General features: G+C 52.8%; 16 protein-coding genes and 2 tRNA genes. All 18 read left to right on the plus strand.

Features of this window, described 5'->3' with window-relative positions:
* Nucleotides 1-3: 3 nt before the first annotated feature.
* On the plus strand, nt 4-285 hold the full coding sequence (locus tag GC56T3_RS00315; RefSeq protein WP_012820451.1) for an RNA-binding S4 domain-containing protein: 282 nt from the start codon (nt 4-6) through the stop codon (nt 283-285).
* A gap of 122 nt (nt 286-407) precedes the next feature.
* Nucleotides 408-713 (plus strand): sporulation protein YabP, encoded by a 306-nt coding sequence (yabP, locus tag GC56T3_RS00320; protein WP_012820452.1) that lies wholly within the window; start codon nt 408-410, stop codon nt 711-713.
* Nucleotides 710-1,342 (plus strand): spore cortex biosynthesis protein YabQ, encoded by a 633-nt coding sequence (gene yabQ / locus GC56T3_RS00325; protein WP_012820453.1) that lies wholly within the window; start codon nt 710-712, stop codon nt 1,340-1,342. The genes yabP and yabQ overlap by 4 nt, the downstream gene beginning before the upstream one ends.
* Before the next feature lie 16 nt (nt 1,343-1,358).
* A complete protein-coding gene (locus tag GC56T3_RS00330) occupies nt 1,359-1,730 on the plus strand; it encodes a septum formation initiator family protein (protein ID WP_012820454.1) in 372 nt (123 codons plus the stop codon).
* Between the two features lie 118 nt (nt 1,731-1,848).
* Complete coding sequence (locus GC56T3_RS00335) at nt 1,849-2,247, plus strand: S1 domain-containing RNA-binding protein (RefSeq protein ID WP_011229571.1); 399 nt, start codon at nt 1,849-1,851, stop codon at nt 2,245-2,247.
* A 173-nt stretch (nt 2,248-2,420) separates the two neighbouring features.
* A tRNA-Met gene (locus tag GC56T3_RS00340) sits at nt 2,421-2,497 on the plus strand.
* A 12-nt stretch (nt 2,498-2,509) separates the two neighbouring features.
* Nucleotides 2,510-2,581, plus strand: a tRNA-Glu gene (locus GC56T3_RS00345).
* A gap of 197 nt (nt 2,582-2,778) precedes the next feature.
* Nucleotides 2,779-5,259, plus strand: coding sequence for a stage II sporulation protein E (spoIIE, locus tag GC56T3_RS00350; protein WP_012820456.1), 2,481 nt, complete (start codon nt 2,779-2,781; stop codon nt 5,257-5,259).
* 29 nt (nt 5,260-5,288) lie between these two features.
* The gene (locus GC56T3_RS00355) at nt 5,289-6,065 is read left to right on the plus strand and encodes a VWA domain-containing protein (RefSeq protein WP_020754013.1); all 777 of its coding nucleotides are present in this window, start codon (nt 5,289-5,291) and stop codon (nt 6,063-6,065) included.
* On the plus strand, nt 6,028-7,002 hold the full coding sequence (locus GC56T3_RS00360) for a serine/threonine protein kinase (protein ID WP_011229574.1): 975 nt from the start codon (nt 6,028-6,030) through the stop codon (nt 7,000-7,002). Before GC56T3_RS00355 ends, GC56T3_RS00360 begins: the two co-directional genes overlap by 38 nt.
* 67 nt (nt 7,003-7,069) lie before the next feature.
* A complete protein-coding gene (tilS, locus tag GC56T3_RS00365) occupies nt 7,070-8,464 on the plus strand; it encodes a tRNA lysidine(34) synthetase TilS (RefSeq protein WP_013143967.1) in 1,395 nt (464 codons plus the stop codon).
* Nucleotides 8,465-8,476: 12 nt separating this feature from the next.
* Nucleotides 8,477-9,022: a hypoxanthine phosphoribosyltransferase gene (gene hpt / locus GC56T3_RS00370; protein WP_012820458.1), complete on the plus strand. Its 546-nt coding sequence runs from the start codon at nt 8,477-8,479 to the stop codon at nt 9,020-9,022.
* Nucleotides 9,023-9,116: 94 nt separating this feature from the next.
* Complete coding sequence (ftsH, locus tag GC56T3_RS00375; protein ID WP_012820459.1) at nt 9,117-11,015, plus strand: ATP-dependent zinc metalloprotease FtsH; 1,899 nt, start codon at nt 9,117-9,119, stop codon at nt 11,013-11,015.
* A 126-nt stretch (nt 11,016-11,141) separates the two neighbouring features.
* Nucleotides 11,142-11,918, plus strand: a complete 777-nt coding sequence (locus GC56T3_RS00380; protein ID WP_011229578.1) for a type III pantothenate kinase — start codon at nt 11,142-11,144, stop codon at nt 11,916-11,918.
* 14 nt (nt 11,919-11,932) lie between these two features.
* Nucleotides 11,933-12,817, plus strand: coding sequence for an Hsp33 family molecular chaperone HslO (gene hslO, locus GC56T3_RS00385; RefSeq protein ID WP_025039044.1), 885 nt, complete (start codon nt 11,933-11,935; stop codon nt 12,815-12,817).
* An 86-nt stretch (nt 12,818-12,903) separates the two neighbouring features.
* Nucleotides 12,904-13,830: a cysteine synthase A gene (cysK, locus tag GC56T3_RS00390; protein ID WP_011229580.1), complete on the plus strand. Its 927-nt coding sequence runs from the start codon at nt 12,904-12,906 to the stop codon at nt 13,828-13,830.
* Between the two features lie 114 nt (nt 13,831-13,944).
* Nucleotides 13,945-15,366, plus strand: coding sequence for an aminodeoxychorismate synthase component I (gene pabB, locus GC56T3_RS00395; protein WP_013143968.1), 1,422 nt, complete (start codon nt 13,945-13,947; stop codon nt 15,364-15,366).
* A gap of 5 nt (nt 15,367-15,371) precedes the next feature.
* Entirely contained in the window at nt 15,372-15,947 is a 576-nt protein-coding gene (gene pabA / locus GC56T3_RS00400; RefSeq protein WP_013143969.1) for an aminodeoxychorismate/anthranilate synthase component II, read from the plus strand.

The following is a 15,947-nucleotide window of genomic DNA, read 5'->3' on the forward strand; positions in this document are numbered from 1 at the left end:
GCAATGCGCCTTGATAAATTTTTAAAAGTGTCCCGCCTCATCAAACGCCGCACGTTGGCGAAGGAAATCGCCGATCAAGGGAGAGTGTGGATCAACGGCCATGTCGCCAAAGCGAGCTCCGATGTGAAAGTCGGCGATGAATTGACGATTCAATTTGGGCAAAAGCGGGTAACGGTAAAAGTGACGGATCTAAAAGAAACAACGAAAAAAGAGGAGGCAACCGGGCTGTACGAATTGATCCGCGAAGAACGGACCACCCCGGCGCCGGAACAAGACGACGTCTAATTTGTCCTGCAGGCTTGTTCTAAACCATCCCCCGCTGACATACATATGGTACAAACAACGGATGAGAAAAGGCGGTTGGCCTTGCCGGCTTTCTATACTAAATGGAAATGCGGGGGATGAACATGAGTCGACACGATGAATTTGGCGGAAGCACGAACAAAGGTCCGGTCCAGGAACATGATGTGATCATGCGCGGCCGGCGCCTTCTTGACATCACCGGGGTGAAACAAGTCGAGAGCTTTGACAACGAGGAGTTTTTGCTTGAGACGGTCATGGGCTTTTTGGCCATCCGCGGGCAAAACTTGCAGATGAAAAACTTAGATGTCGACAAAGGCGTTGTTTCGATTAAAGGGCGCATTTTCGACCTCGTTTATTTAGATGACCATCAGGAGAAGGCTAAAGGATTCTTTAGCAAGTTGTTCAAATGAATGTCAGCATACAGCTGTACACCATGCTGGCGATGATTGGCATGGGCGGCTGGCTTGGCCTGGCGTGGGATACGTACAGCCGGATGTTGAAACGGCATGAGCGGGCGCACTGGCTCGTCTTTGTGAATGACGTGCTGTTTTGGGCGGTGCAGGCGCTCATCGTGTTTTATGTGCTTCTTTTCGTCAATGAAGGCGAGCTTCGCTTTTATTTGTTTCTCGCGCTTTTATGCGGATATGCCGCTTATCAAAGCTTGCTCCGCTCCTTTTATGTTCGGGTGCTCGAGTGGTTCATTGGGCTGGCGGTAAGACTCGGACAGACGCTCGTTCAGCTGTTCCGCCTCATGGTCATGCGCCCGCTCATCCTCCTTGGGCAAATGGCGCTGGCACTTCTATTGTTCGCTTGGCGGCTTTTGTTGTGGATCGTTCGGTTTGTGCTGCTGGCTGTTTGGAAGATGATCCGCCTTTTGCTTGCTCCGCTGCGTTGGACGGGCATCATGATTTGGCGGCGGGTGCCGCCGCAAAGACGAGCCGGGGTGGAAAAATTTTTTCGACGTTTAAAAGGATTTGCTGGACAAATCAAGAATACAAAAGAGAAAATAAGCATGTGGTTTGCGAAATGGCGCGAGTAAAAGAGGTGTAAACGCGATGAACGTGCCCCGGAGAACGAATGTGACGAAGCTGTCGTCGACGTACATAGCTGAGCATGAGGAGAAAAAGCAGAAGGCGGCGAGAAGACGGCGGGCTGTCGCTGTCCGTTTGGTTGTCTGGTCGTTGTTGTTTGCGATGTTCGCCTCCGCTCTTGTCTACACCTTGCACTCGCAAGCGAAGGCGATCGATGCAAAAACGGCGGAACAGCAAAAGCTGAAAGAGCAGCTTGCGGAGCTTAAACGGAAGGAAAAGCAACTGAAAGAGGAAATGAAAAAGTTGCATGATGATGACTATATCGCCGAGCTGGCGCGGAAAAAATATTACTTATCGAAAGATGGAGAAATTATTTTCGTCTTGCCGGAAAAATAATTTTGCCTGCGAATGCCCGTTTTCTATGGGCATTCGTCATATTGACACGCATTTTTTTCATTCGCTATAATAAAAAAAACACCATCTTTAAAGCGTTTTAAGGAGGAGCACTTTTTTTATGTCGATTGAAGTAGGCAGCAAGTTACAAGGCAAGGTCACGGGCATTACGAAATTTGGAGCGTTTGTGGAGCTGCCGGAGGGGGTCACAGGACTCGTTCACATTAGCGAGGTAGCCGATAACTATGTCAAAGACATCAACGATCATCTGAAAGTCGGCGATATGGTGTATGTCAAAGTCATCAACGTCGGTCAAGATGGAAAAATTGGCCTGTCCATTCGCAAAGCAAAAGACACGCCTTCTTCGCAGCGGCCGCGCCATCGGACAAACGACCGCTCCGCGGCGGACAGCTTAGAACAAAAAATCAGCCGATTCTTAAAAGAGAGTGAAGACCGATTGGCATCGCTGCGCCGTCATACGGAGTCGAAGCGGGGAGGTCGTGGAGCGAGACGGGGGTAACTTGCTGCTGAAAGATTGTTTGAAGGATGACAAATTAGGAAACAAGCATCCGTCGCTATGGATGCTTTTTTGTTTCTGTATGGAATAAGAGGATATATTTCCCCTCTGCATTTTCCGCCTATATGTATTGACAATCGTCATCTCCTCCGTTATGATATAAACTGTTGTCACACGGCGGTGTAGCTCAGCTGGCTAGAGCGTACGGTTCATACCCGTGAGGTCGGGGGTTCGATCCCCTCCACCGCCACCAACAATCAAAAATGGCCCGTTGGTCAAGTGGTTAAGACACCGCCCTTTCACGGCGGTAACACGGGTTCGAATCCCGTACGGGTCATCGCAAACGAGCATGCGCCATCAAGCGACATGCTCGTTTTTCTTTTTTGTCTCTTTCTGTCGGAACAAGCCTGTTGACCGCGTTTTGCCGTGGAAAACGTCGAACGATTTTTTATTTTTCTCTGTGGTTTTGACAAATTTCTGACAATTCAAGCTATATAATAGGGGGTAATAGAAAGGTAAAGGAGAGGATCGGGAATGGAAAGAGTAGAAAGAGGGACGGTGCGCCGCAGCATTTCGGAAGTGCCGATTCATGACACGCAAGCAACGGTGTCGCGCTGGATGCGCCATGTGAAGCTGCGCCTTGGTCATCTGTTCATCCATCAAGGCTTTTTGCTTCTTCTTGTCGGCTTTTTGCTTGGACGAGCGTTGATTTTATCGAAGCTGACCCCGTTCGCTTTGCCATTTTTCGTTTCGGTCTATATGCTGCGCCGCGACAAGGCCGCTTTTGCGTTGATCTCGCTGTTGGCCGGTGCTTTGACGCTGTCGCTTGATGTGGCGCTGTTTGTCGGCATTTCCATTTTTGGCTTTCTCTTTATTTACGGATGGGTGCGGAGGGTGATCAGTGAGTCACTGAAAATCGTTCCATTTGTTGTGTTTGTGCTGTCTCTTTCCGCCAAATGGCTGATCTCCTATTATTGGCTCGGAGAGCGATCGGTCTACGGCGCCGCCATGGCGGTCGTCGAAGCCGGGCTGTCGCTTGTATTGACCTTGATTTTTATGCAAAGCATCCCGTTGTTGACAGTGCAGAAGCATAAACATGCGTTGCGAGCGGAAGAGATCATTTCGTTGATCATTTTGCTCGCCTCGATGTTGACCGGGATGATCGGTTGGGCTGTGTACGGTTTGTCGCTTGAGCATGTGATGTCGCGCTACCTCGTTTTGTTGTTCGCGTTTGTCGCCGGGGCGGCGACCGGCTCCACCGTCGGCGTTGTCACCGGGCTTGTACTGAGCTTGGCAAATGTCGGCAACTTGTCGGAAATGAGTTTGCTTGCTTTCGCCGGGCTGCTTGGCGGGTTGCTGAGGGAAGGGAAAAAACTTGGGGTGGCGTTCGGCCTCCTCGTCGCGACGCTGTTGCTTGGTTTATACGGCGAAGGGAAGAGTGAGCTTGTGCCGACGTTGCTTGAATCCGGCATCGCAATTATGCTGTTTTTTGGTACATCCCGTTCACTGACGGAGAAAATCGCCAAATACATTCCCGGCACGGCAGAATATATCAATGAGCAACAACAATACGTCCGGAAAATCCGCGATATGACGGTGCAACGCGTCTCGCAGTTTTCCAACGTCTTTCAGGCGCTGGCGGAAAGCTTTTCGCCCGAACCGCTTCCGGATGCCAATGAATACAGCGACCGTGAAGTCGACTATTTTTTGAGCGACATCACGGAAAAAACGTGCCAAACGTGCTTTAAGAAGACGCAATGCTGGGCGGACAACTTTCGTACAACCTATGCGTACATGAAGCAAATGATGGGCGAGGCGGACGAAAAAACATTGTCGCAAAACCATCAGTTGCTGCGCGAGTGGGAGCGGTATTGCGTCAAGGCCGGCAAAGTCGTCGACGCGATTGAAAAAGAGATGGTTGCTTATCAAGCAAACCGCAAGCTCAAACGGCAAATCCACGAAAGCCGGAAGCTTGTCGCTGAACAGCTGTTGGGCGTTTCGCAAGTGATGGACGATTTCGCCAAAGAAATGCAGAAAGAACAGGAAAACCATTATTTGCAGGAAGAACAAATTTACCATGCGCTACAAGAGTTTGGCATCGAAGTGGGCCATGTCGACATTTACAGTTTGGAAAAAGGAAATATCGATATTGAAATGAGCATTCCTTACTGCGAAGGGCGGGGTGAGTGCGAAAAACTGATCGCGCCGATGCTGTCAGATATTTTAGGAGAGACGATCGTCGTCAAGCGCGAAGAGTGCGCCGCCTACCCGAACGGCTACTGCCGCGTCGCCTTCGGCTCGACGAAAGCGTTCGTCGTCGAAACGGGCGTCGCGTTTGCCGCCAAAGGAGGGGGGTTCATTTCTGGCGACAGTTATGCAACGATTGAACTTGCTACCGGCAAGTACGCCGTTGCCATCAGCGATGGCATGGGCAATGGGGAGCGGGCGCATGACGAAAGCCGCGAGACGCTGCGCCTGTTGCAAAAGATTTTGCAGACGGGAATGGACGAGTCGATTGCCATCAAATCGATCAATTCGATTTTGGCATTGCGGACGACAGAAGACATGTATGCGACGCTGGATTTGGCCATCATCGACTTGCAAAACGCGGCGACGAAGTTTTTGAAAATCGGATCGACGCCAAGCTTTATTAAGCGCGGTGACAAGGTGATGAAAGTGGAAGCGAGCAACTTGCCGATGGGCATCATTAAAGAAGTGGAATTTGACGTTGTCACCGAGCAGCTGAAATCGGGCGACTTGCTCATTATGATGAGCGATGGTGTGTTTGAAGGGCCGATGAACGTCGAAAACCATGATGTTTGGATGAAGCGGAAAATTCAAGAATTAAAGACGAACGACCCGCAGGAAGTCGCCGATTTGATCATGGAAGAAGTGATCCGCCAATGCGGCGGCGAGATTGAAGACGATATGACCGTCGTTGTCGCCAAAGTTCGGCACAATACGCCGAAATGGGCGACGATTCCGGCATACATGTATATGAAAAAGGCGCAATAGCTAGCGTATAAAAACGTTCCCCTGCGGCGATGATGGTAATACATTCGCCAAGGAGGGGAACGAACGTGCGAAAGGGAACGTTGCGGCAAATTTTGCTCATTACCGATGGCTGCTCCAACCATGGTGAGGACCCAGCCGCCATGGCGGCGCTAGCCCGTGAGCAAGGCATTACGGTGAACGTGATCGGCATCTTGGACCAAGGTGCGATGGATGAAAACGGACGGCGGGAAATTGAAGCGATCGCCGCGGCTGGCGGCGGGATGAGCCAAGTCGTGTACGCGAAACAGCTGTCGCAAACCGTGCAAATGGTGACGCGCCAAGCGATGACTCAGACGTTGCAAGGGCTCGTCAATCGCGAGTTGAAACAAATCTTTGGTTCTGACGTTTCGCTTGAGGACTTGCCGCCGGACAAGCGCGGCCAAGTGATGGAAGTCGTCGATGAACTCGGGGAAACGGTTGCCCTTGATGTGCTCATTTTGATCGATACGAGCGGGAGCATGAAAACAAAACTGCCGACCGTCAAAGAGGCGCTCATCGATTTATCGCTCAGCTTAAATGCGCGCATGGGCGAAAACCGCTTTTCGGTGTTCATCTTCCCGGGAAAACGGGCGCACGCCGAAAAAATGATCGACTGGACGCCAAGGATTGAAGAGTTGTCCACCATCTTTCCGAAATTGGCGTCGGGCGGGCTGACGCCGACCGGACCGGCGCTGCGTGAGGCAATCGCCTATTTTGAGCGTAAACGGTCGTTAAGGAGCTGGATCGGCGATGGCGATGAGCCATACATCGAAGAATCGTCTTTGTAATTTGCCGCCTGGTACGGTCATCACTGGGAAATGGCACGGCCGTTCCTACCGGCTGCTGCGGCGGCTTGGCAGCGGGGCGAACGGCGTCGTCTATTTGGCGGAGAACGGCCGGACTCGCGTCGCCGTCAAGTTGAGCGATGACTATGCGTCATTGGCATCGGAAATGAATATATTGCGCCGTTTTGCTAAGGTCCAGGGAGCCGCCCTCGGGCCTTCTTTGCTGGAAGCCGATGACTGGCAAAGCCCGTTTGCGCGGGAGACGATCCCGTTTTATGTGATGGAGTATATTGAAGGGGAGAATTTCGCTGCTTTCATCCGCCGCCGTGGAAAAGAATGGGCGCCCGTGCTCGTGATGCAGCTGTTGTCGGTGCTTGATCGGCTTCATCAAGAAGGATGGGTATTTGGGGATTTAAAGCCGGATAATTTGATCGTTACCGGGTCGCCGCCGTCGGTTCGGTTGCTTGATGTGGGCGGGACGACGCTGCAAGGAAGGGCGGTAAAAGAGTTTACTGAGCTGTATGACCGCGGCTATTGGGGGCTTGGATCGCGCAAAGCGGAGCCATCTTACGACTTGTTTGCGGCGGCGATGGTGATGATTTCTTCTTGCTGCCCGGGGCCGATTGAGAAAAAGGGTGACGGTCGGGCGCAGCTGTTGTCCATCATCGAAACGGACCGCTTTTTAACCCGATACAAGGAGGTGCTGCAAAAGGCGCTTGACGGCCGATATCGAAAGGCGGCCGATATGCGTCGCGACTTATTGGCCGCCTCTTCCCGCCATACATCGGCGGAAAACGAAAGAAAGGCAGTGCCAAGCCGTCGGTCGGGGCGGCAGGTGAAACGGCGCCGCCAAGCGAGAGGGATTGTCGAAACGGTGGTCATCGCCGCCGCATTGCTGGGCGCCTATGCCTTTTATATATATTGGCAGCTGGCGATGTAATTTTTTTGAGAAAACAGGGCGGACGTGTTACGATGAAGCTGAAAGAAACGCAAAGAGGTTGGCTCGGATGATCGACAAAGTGCGCGCCTTTATCCACAGGCATCAACTGCTTTCAGAAGGAGCGGCCGTCATCGTTGGCGTCTCCGGAGGCCCGGATTCGCTTGCGTTGCTGCACGTTTTTTTGTCGCTGCGCGACGAATGGAAGCTTCAGGTCATAGCGGCCCATGTTGACCATATGTTTCGTGGGCGGGAGTCAGAAGAAGAGATGGAGTTTGTGAAACGTTTTTGCGTGGAGCGCCGTATTTTATGTGAGACTGCGCAAATCGACGTCCCGGCCTTTCAGCGCAGCGCAGGTCTCGGCGCCCAAGAGGCGGCGCGGATCTGCCGCTACCGCTTTTTTGCCGAACTGATGGAAAAGCATCAAGCGGGGTACGTCGCCGTAGGCCATCATGGCGACGATCAAGTCGAGACGATTTTAATGCGGCTTGTGCGCGGCAGCACAAGCAAAGGATACGCTGGTATCCCCGTCAAACGGCCGTTTCACGGCGGCTATCTCATCCGTCCGTTTTTGGCTGTCAGCCGGGCGGAGATTGAAGCGTATTGCCGGCAGATGGGGCTGTCTCCACGCCGCGATCCGAGCAATGAAGAAGACGATTATACGCGCAACCGGTTCCGCCATCATATTGTCCCGTTGCTGCGGCAGGAAAATCCGCGCCTGCACGAGCGGTTTCAGCAATACAGCGAAATGATGGCGGAAGATGAGCAATTTTTGGAGGAATTAGCCGCGGACGCGCTGAATAAAGTAATGGAAAAACAACATCGCGATGCGGCGCTTTCCATCGGACCATTTTTGGCGCTGCCGCGACCGCTGCAGCGCCGGGTGCTGCAGCTGTTGCTTCTCCGTCTTTATGACGGCGTTCCGCCGACATTGACTTCCGTACATATCGGCCATATACTGATGCTTTGTGAGCGCGGCCGCCCTTCCGGAATGATCGATTTGCCAAAAGGGCTCAAAGTGATTCGCTCGTACGACCGCTGTTTGTTTACTTTTGACGCAGAAAGCGGCGAGAAAGGCTATTGGTTTGAACTGCCGGTTCCGGCGCTATTGCCCCTCCCAAACGGCTATGCAATCATCAGTGAATTTGGGGAACACTATCCAAGAAAGCAGGCCGGGAATGATTGGTTCGTCGTGGATCCTGCTTCCGTCTCCTTGCCGCTTCGCGTGCGGACGCGTCGGCGCGGCGACCGGATGGTGCTCAAGGGGACGGGAGGCACGAAAAAATTGAAAGAAATTTTCATTGAAGCAAAAATTCCGCGGATGGAAAGGGATCGCTGGCCGATTGTCGAAGATGCCGACGGTCGCATCCTTTGGGTGCCTGGCTTGAAAAAATCGGCTTTCGAAGCGCAAAACCGTGGGCAAGCTCGCTATATTTTGCTGCAATATCAGGCGATGAACAGCTAGGAGGAAAAAAAGATGGGGATGAAAGACGATATTCAAAAAGTGTTGATCACTGAAGAGGAAATTCAGGCAAAAGTCAAAGAACTCGGCGGTTTGTTAACGAAAGAATATGAAGGCCGTTTTCCGCTCGCTGTCGGCGTTCTCAAAGGGGCGATGCCGTTTATGGCCGACTTGCTCAAACATATTGATACATATTTAGAAATGGATTTTATGGACGTATCAAGCTATGGCAATGCGACCGTTTCATCCGGCGAAGTGAAAATCGTCAAAGACTTGAACACATCCGTCGAAGGACGGGATATTTTGATCATTGAGGATATTATTGACAGCGGGCTGACGCTCAGCTATTTGGTCGACTTGTTTCGCTACCGGAAGGCGAATTCGATCAAAATCGTCACGCTTCTTGACAAGCCGTCTGGACGGAAGGCGGACATTCAAGCCGATTACACCGGATTTACCGTCCCGGATGAATTCGTCGTCGGCTATGGGCTCGATTACGCGGAAAAATACCGCAACCTCCCGTTTATCGGCGTCTTAAAGCCGGAAGTGTACCAAAAGTAGAACGGTTGCTGGGCGACGGCCGAATTGTTTGTATTGAAACAAATTTCTATGATAGTATTGAGTATAGTGTGTTTCATATGGGAGGAGGCAAGAAATGAACCGGATTTTCCGCAATACCATCTTTTATTTGCTGATTTTCCTCGTCGTGATCGGCGTCGTCAGCTTTTTTAACGGCACGAACCAGCGAACGGAGCCGATGACGTACGATGCGTTCATCACTCATCTGGAAAACGGGGATGTCAAGTCGTTTTCCATTAAGCCGGAGCGCGGCGTATATGAAATCAAAGGCCAGTTGAAAACATATAGCGAAGGGCAGTACTTTTCCACCTACGTCATGAACAGTGACAAAGTGCTTGACCGCATCGATGCGGCGGCGGCGCGGACGCGGGTGGAAGTCGTGCCAGCGGACGAAACGAGCGGATGGGTGACGTTTTTCACTTCCATCATCCCATTTGTTATTATTTTTATTTTGTTCTTCTTCCTTTTGAACCAGGCACAGGGCGGCGGCAGCCGGGTGATGAATTTCGGCAAAAGCCGGGCGCGGCTGTATACGGATGACAAGCGGAAAGTCCGCTTCCGCGATGTGGCTGGGGCAGATGAGGAAAAGGAAGAGTTGGTGGAAATCGTCGAGTTTTTAAAAGATCCGCGCAAGTTTGCGGAACTTGGCGCCCGCATTCCGAAAGGGGTATTGCTCGTTGGGCCGCCCGGAACCGGGAAAACGCTGTTGGCGCGCGCGGTTGCCGGAGAAGCGGGCGTGCCGTTTTTCTCGATCAGCGGGTCGGATTTCGTGGAAATGTTCGTCGGGGTCGGGGCATCGCGGGTGCGCGACTTGTTTGAAACGGCGAAAAAAAATGCCCCGTGCATCATCTTCATTGATGAGATCGACGCCGTCGGCCGCCAGCGCGGCGCCGGCCTTGGCGGCGGCCATGACGAGCGTGAGCAGACGCTCAACCAACTGCTTGTCGAAATGGACGGCTTTAACGGCAACGAAGGGATCATTATTATCGCGGCCACCAACCGGCCGGACATTTTAGACCCGGCGCTGTTGCGCCCGGGTCGCTTCGACCGGCAGATTACCGTCGACCGCCCGGACGTCAAAGGGCGCGAAGCGGTGCTGCGCGTGCATGCCCGCAACAAGCCGCTCGATGAATCGGTTGACTTGAAGACGATCGCGATGCGGACGCCTGGATTTTCCGGCGCCGACTTGGAAAACTTGCTGAATGAGGCGGCGCTCGTTGCAGCGCGCCGCAACAAAAAGAAAATTGATATGAGCGACATCGACGAGGCGACGGACCGGGTGATTGCCGGACCGGCGAAAAAAAGCCGCGTCATTTCGGAAAAAGAACGGCGCATCGTCGCGTTTCACGAAGCTGGGCATACGGTCATCGGCATGGTGCTCGCCGATGCGGAAATGGTGCATAAAGTGACGATTGTGCCGCGCGGCCAAGCCGGAGGCTATGCGGTCATGCTGCCGAAAGAAGACCGCTACTTTATGACGAAAGCCGAACTGATGGATAAAATCACCGGACTGCTCGGCGGGCGCGTTGCCGAGGAAATCGTGTTCAATGAAGTGAGTACAGGGGCCCATAACGATTTTCAGCGGGCGACAAACATCGCGCGCCGGATGGTGACGGAGTTTGGCATGAGCGAAAAGCTTGGTCCGCTTCAATTCGGCCAACCGAGCGGGCAAGTGTTTTTAGGACGTGACTTACACAACGAGCAAAACTACAGCGACAAAATCGCCTATGAAATTGACTTAGAGATTCAGCGCATCATTAAAGAGTGCTATGAAAAAGCGAAACAAATTTTGACCCAACATCGGGACAAATTGGATTTGATCGCCAACACGCTGTTAGAAGTCGAGACGCTCGATGCGGAGCAAATTAAACATTTGTTCGAACATGGCACGCTGCCCAAAGACCGGAACGGGCGCGAGGAGGCCGGCAAAAGCGACGGCGATGTGAAAATCAACATCCAAAAGAAAGAGGAGTAATCGATGTCTCTGTTCGGAGGCATCTTTTTTTTGCCGGCGGCCCAGGGAAAGAAGGACAGTTTTTTTCCCGTAAGTATGATATGATAAAGAATGGGAATTTATCGAGGAAAAGCGAGGAATGAAGCGATGATTTTTGTATTGGACGTCGGCAATACAAACACGGTGTTAGGGGTGTATGACGGGGACGAACTGAAACATCATTGGCGCATTGAAACAAGCCGCTCGAAAACGGAAGACGAATACGGCATGATGATCAAAGCGCTCTTGAACCATGTCGGCTTGCAGTTTTCCGACATTCGAGGCATCATCATTTCCTCGGTCGTGCCGCCGATTATGTTTGCTCTTGAACGCATGTGTCTAAAATATTTCCATATCAAACCGCTCATCGTCGGTCCGGGCATTAAAACCGGGCTCGACATCAAATATGACAATCCGCGTGAGGTGGGTGCCGACCGGATTGTCAACGCGGTCGCCGGCATCCATTTGTACGGCAGTCCGCTGATTATCGTCGATTTTGGCACGGCGACGACGTATTGTTATATTAATGAACATAAACAATATATGGGAGGGGCCATTGCCCCGGGAATTATGATCTCGACAGAGGCTCTGTTTGCGCGGGCGGCGAAATTGCCGCGCATTGAAATCGCCCGCCCGGATGATATCATCGGCAAAAATACGGTCAGCGCCATGCAAGCCGGTATTTTATACGGTTATGTCGGACAAGTGGAAGGCATCGTGTCGCGAATGAAGGCGAAAAGCAAAATCCCGCCGAAGGTGATTGCTACTGGCGGTTTGGCTCCGCTCATTGCCAGCGAATCGGACATCATCGATGTCGTTGATCCGTTTTTGACGCTGACTGGCTTAAAATTGTTGTACGAGAAAAACACCGAGAAAAAAGGATGAAAGGCTTGATGAAGATGGGAGACTACTTAGTCAAAGCACTCGCTTACAATGGACAAGTGAGAGCGTATGCCGCAAGAACGACGGAAACGGTCGCCGAGGCGCAACGCCGCCACCAAACATGGCCGACCGCCTCAGCGGCCCTTGGTCGAGCGTTGACCGCCGGTGTTATGATGGGAGCGATGCTGAAAGGCGAGGAAACGTTGACGATTAAAATTGACGGCGGCGGCCCGATCGGCGTCATTTTGGTCGACAGCAACGCCAGAGGGGAAGTGCGTGGCTATGTAACGAATCCGCATGTGCATTTTGAGCTGAACGAGCACGGGAAACTTGATGTGGCACGGGCGGTCGGCAAAAATGGGATGTTGACGGTTGTGAAGGATCTTGGGCTGCGCGACTTTTTCACCGGACAAGTGCCGCTTATCTCCGGGGAGCTTGGCGATGATTTTACGTATTATTTTGCTTCGTCCGAACAAATTCCGTCATCGGTTGGCGTCGGGGTGCTCGTCAATCCCGACCATACCATCCGAGCCGCCGGAGGATTTATTATCCAGTTGATGCCCGGGACGGAGGAGAACACGATCACTCGCATTGAAGAGCGGCTGAAACAGATTCCGCCCGTGTCGCGCATGATCGAAAGAGGGCTCAGCCCGGAACAGCTGCTCGAACAACTGTTGGGAGATGGAGGCGTCCGTGTGCTCGAGACGATGCCGGTGTCATTCGTCTGCCGCTGTTCGCGCGAGCGGATCGCTGATGCCCTTATCAGCCTAGGGCCCGAGGAAATCCAAGACATCATCGACAAAGAAGGGCAGGCGGAAGCTTCGTGCCATTTTTGCAATGAAACGTACCATTTCGACAAAGCGGAGCTGGAACAGTTGAAACAACTCGCAAAAAAAGAATGAAAACAGTAAAATGATTGACAATTACGCCAATAGTTGATACATTGGAGACAAAGTCGATAAAATTAATGGGGATTAGAGGTGGAACAATGGCACGCACAGTCAACTCGATAACCGAATTGATCGGCGATACGCCGGCCGTGAAACTGAACCGCATCGTTGATGAAGACAGCGCGGATGTGTATTTGAAACTGGAATTTATGAACCCGGGCAGCAGCGTCAAAGACCGGATTGCGTTGGCGATGATTGAAGCGGCGGAAAAAGCGGGCAAGCTGAAGCCGGGCGACACGATCGTTGAGCCGACAAGCGGCAACACTGGGATCGGATTGGCGATGGTCGCGGCGGCGAAAGGATATAAGGCTGTATTGGTCATGCCGGATACGATGAGCTTGGAGCGCCGCAACCTGCTGCGGGCGTATGGAGCCGAGCTTGTGCTCACACCGGGTGCACAAGGGATGCGCGGAGCAATCGCAAAGGCGGAAGAGCTCGTCCGCGAGCACGGCTACTTTATGCCGCAGCAATTTAAAAACGAGGCGAACCCGGAAATCCATCGCTTGACGACCGGGAAAGAGATCGTGGAGCAAATGGGCGACCAGCTTGATGCGTTTGTTGCCGGCGTTGGCACGGGCGGAACGATCACCGGAGCAGGCAAAGTGTTGCGCGAAGCTTACCCAAACATTAAAATTTACGCCGTTGAACCGGCCGATTCCCCGGTCTTGTCGGGAGGAAAACCGGGCCCGCACAAAATCCAAGGGATCGGCGCTGGCTTTGTTCCAGATATTTTGGATACGAGCATTTACGATGGGGTTATTACGGTAACGACGGAAGAAGCGTTTGCGGCGGCCCGCCGCGCGGCTCGCGAGGAAGGCATTCTCGGCGGCATTTCGTCCGGCGCTGCGATTCATGCGGCATTGAAAGTGGCGAAAGAGCTCGGCAAAGGGAAAAAAGTGCTCGCCATCATCCCGAGCAACGGCGAACGTTATTTGAGCACGCCTCTTTACCAATTTGAAGACTAAGCAGACTTTTTCGGCAGGGGCAACCCTGTCGAATTTTTTTACGAGGATGGTGACCCAGACGGACAATCATTGTACAATAAAAATAACTATGGACATCGTAAGGAGCTGACGAGGATGGAACAGCGGCGCAGGCGACTGAAACGAACTATCGATTATCGCGGACGGGATTGGTTCCGCCAGTACGAACAGCTGGCCTATAGCCGGCCTCATCATGTGTTGCTTGAGAGCGGCCAAGGGGGAAGGTACAGCATTATCGGCCTTGACCCGATCGGAGTGATCCGCGCTGACGAGCGGCGGCTCATCATCAAGCAGCGCGGGGTTGAAACGGTGCTGGATGGCTCGCCGCTCGAAGGGCTCCGGCAATGGCTTCGGTGTTTCGCCGTGCCGGATGAGGGGGAGTCGTTGCCTTGCCAAGGCGGGCTGATCGGTTTCATTAGCTATGATGCGGTTCGCTATCTGGAACGGCTCCCGGTGCTCGCGCAAGATGATTTGCGGCTGCCGCTCATGTATTTTCTCCTCTTTGACGACGTAGCGATTTATGATCACCAAACTGAACAGCTTCATTTGCTTGCCTACGCGAATGAAGGGGAGGAAAGCGAAGCAAACCGGCGGCTTGCGCGGCATGCACGGATGTGGCTCGAGGATCGGAATGAAGCGCTGGTCTGGCCGCTTGCTGCCTCGACAGCTGCGCCGTCTGTTTCAATGACAAAAGAGAGGTTTATGGATGCGGTTCGCCGCGTGCAACGCTATATTGCGGCGGGCGATGTGTTTCAAGTCAACTTATCGGTGCGTCAGTCGCAGCCGCTGGTGACGCATCCATTTGCCGTCTACAAGCAGTTGCGGATGCTGAATCCGTCCCCTTACATGGCGTATTTGCATACCCCGGAATTTCAAGTCGTCAGCGGCTCGCCGGAGTTGCTCGTCCGCAAGCGGGGATGGCGTCTTGAGACGCGGCCGATTGCCGGCACACGTTCGCGCGGTCGGACGGCGGCAGAGGATGAACAAATTGCTCGCAAGTTGCTTGCGAGTGAAAAGGAGCGGGCCGAGCACGCCATGCTCGTTGATCTTGAACGGAATGACCTTGGGCGCGTCTGTGCATACGGGACGGTTCGAGTTGACGAATGGATGACCGTCGAAAAGTATTCTCATGTGATGCATATCGTTTCTCACGTATCCGGCACCATGACGACGGAGCACGATGCGTTTTCCGTCATTCGCGCCATGTTTCCCGGCGGGACGATCACCGGCGCTCCGAAAGTGCGAACAATGGAAATTATTGAAGAGTTGGAACCGGTCCGCCGCGGCTTGTACACGGGCTCGATCGGTTGGATCGATTTTCAAGGAAACATGGAGCTAAACATCGCCATTCGAACGATGGTCGTCAAAGACGGATTGGCGCATGTACAGGCAGGAGCGGGCATCGTCATCGATTCCAACCCAGAGCATGAGTACAAGGAATGTTTAAAGAAAGCGGCTGCCCTTTGGAAAGCGAAAGAGCTGAGCGAAGCAGAGGCATTATTTCCGAGCATGAGGTGAGAATGATGATCGTCATGATTGATAACTACGATTCATTTACGTACAATTTGGTGCAATATTTGGGCGTGTTGGGAGAAGAGCTGATTGTCAAACGGAATGATGAAATTACGGTGGCTGAAATCGAACGACTCCGCCCTGATTTTATTATGATTTCCCCCGGTCCATGCACACCGAATGAGGCAGGGGTCAGCCTGGAAGTCATCGATCGCTTTGCCGGCCAAATTCCGATTTTCGGCGTCTGCCTCGGGCATCAAGCCATCGCCCAGGCGTTCGGCGGCCGCGTTGTCCGCGCTCCAAGGCTGATGCACGGGAAAACATCGTCCGTCTACCATGATGGGGAGACGATTTTCCGCGGCGTGCCGAACCCGTTTACGGCAACGCGCTACCACTCCCTTATCGTCGAGAAAGAGACGCTTCCGGACTGTTTCGTCGTGTCGGCTTGGACGGAAGAGGATGAAGTGATGGCGATTCGCCATAAAACGCTGCCGGTGGAAGGCGTGCAGTTTCACCCGGAATCGATTATGACAAGCCATGGGATGCAGCTGTTGAAAAACTTTATCAACACGTATAAAAAGGCGTGA

The organism is Geobacillus sp. C56-T3, from assembly GCF_000092445.1.
Taxonomy (GTDB): Bacteria; Bacillota; Bacilli; order Bacillales; family Anoxybacillaceae; genus Geobacillus; species Geobacillus thermoleovorans.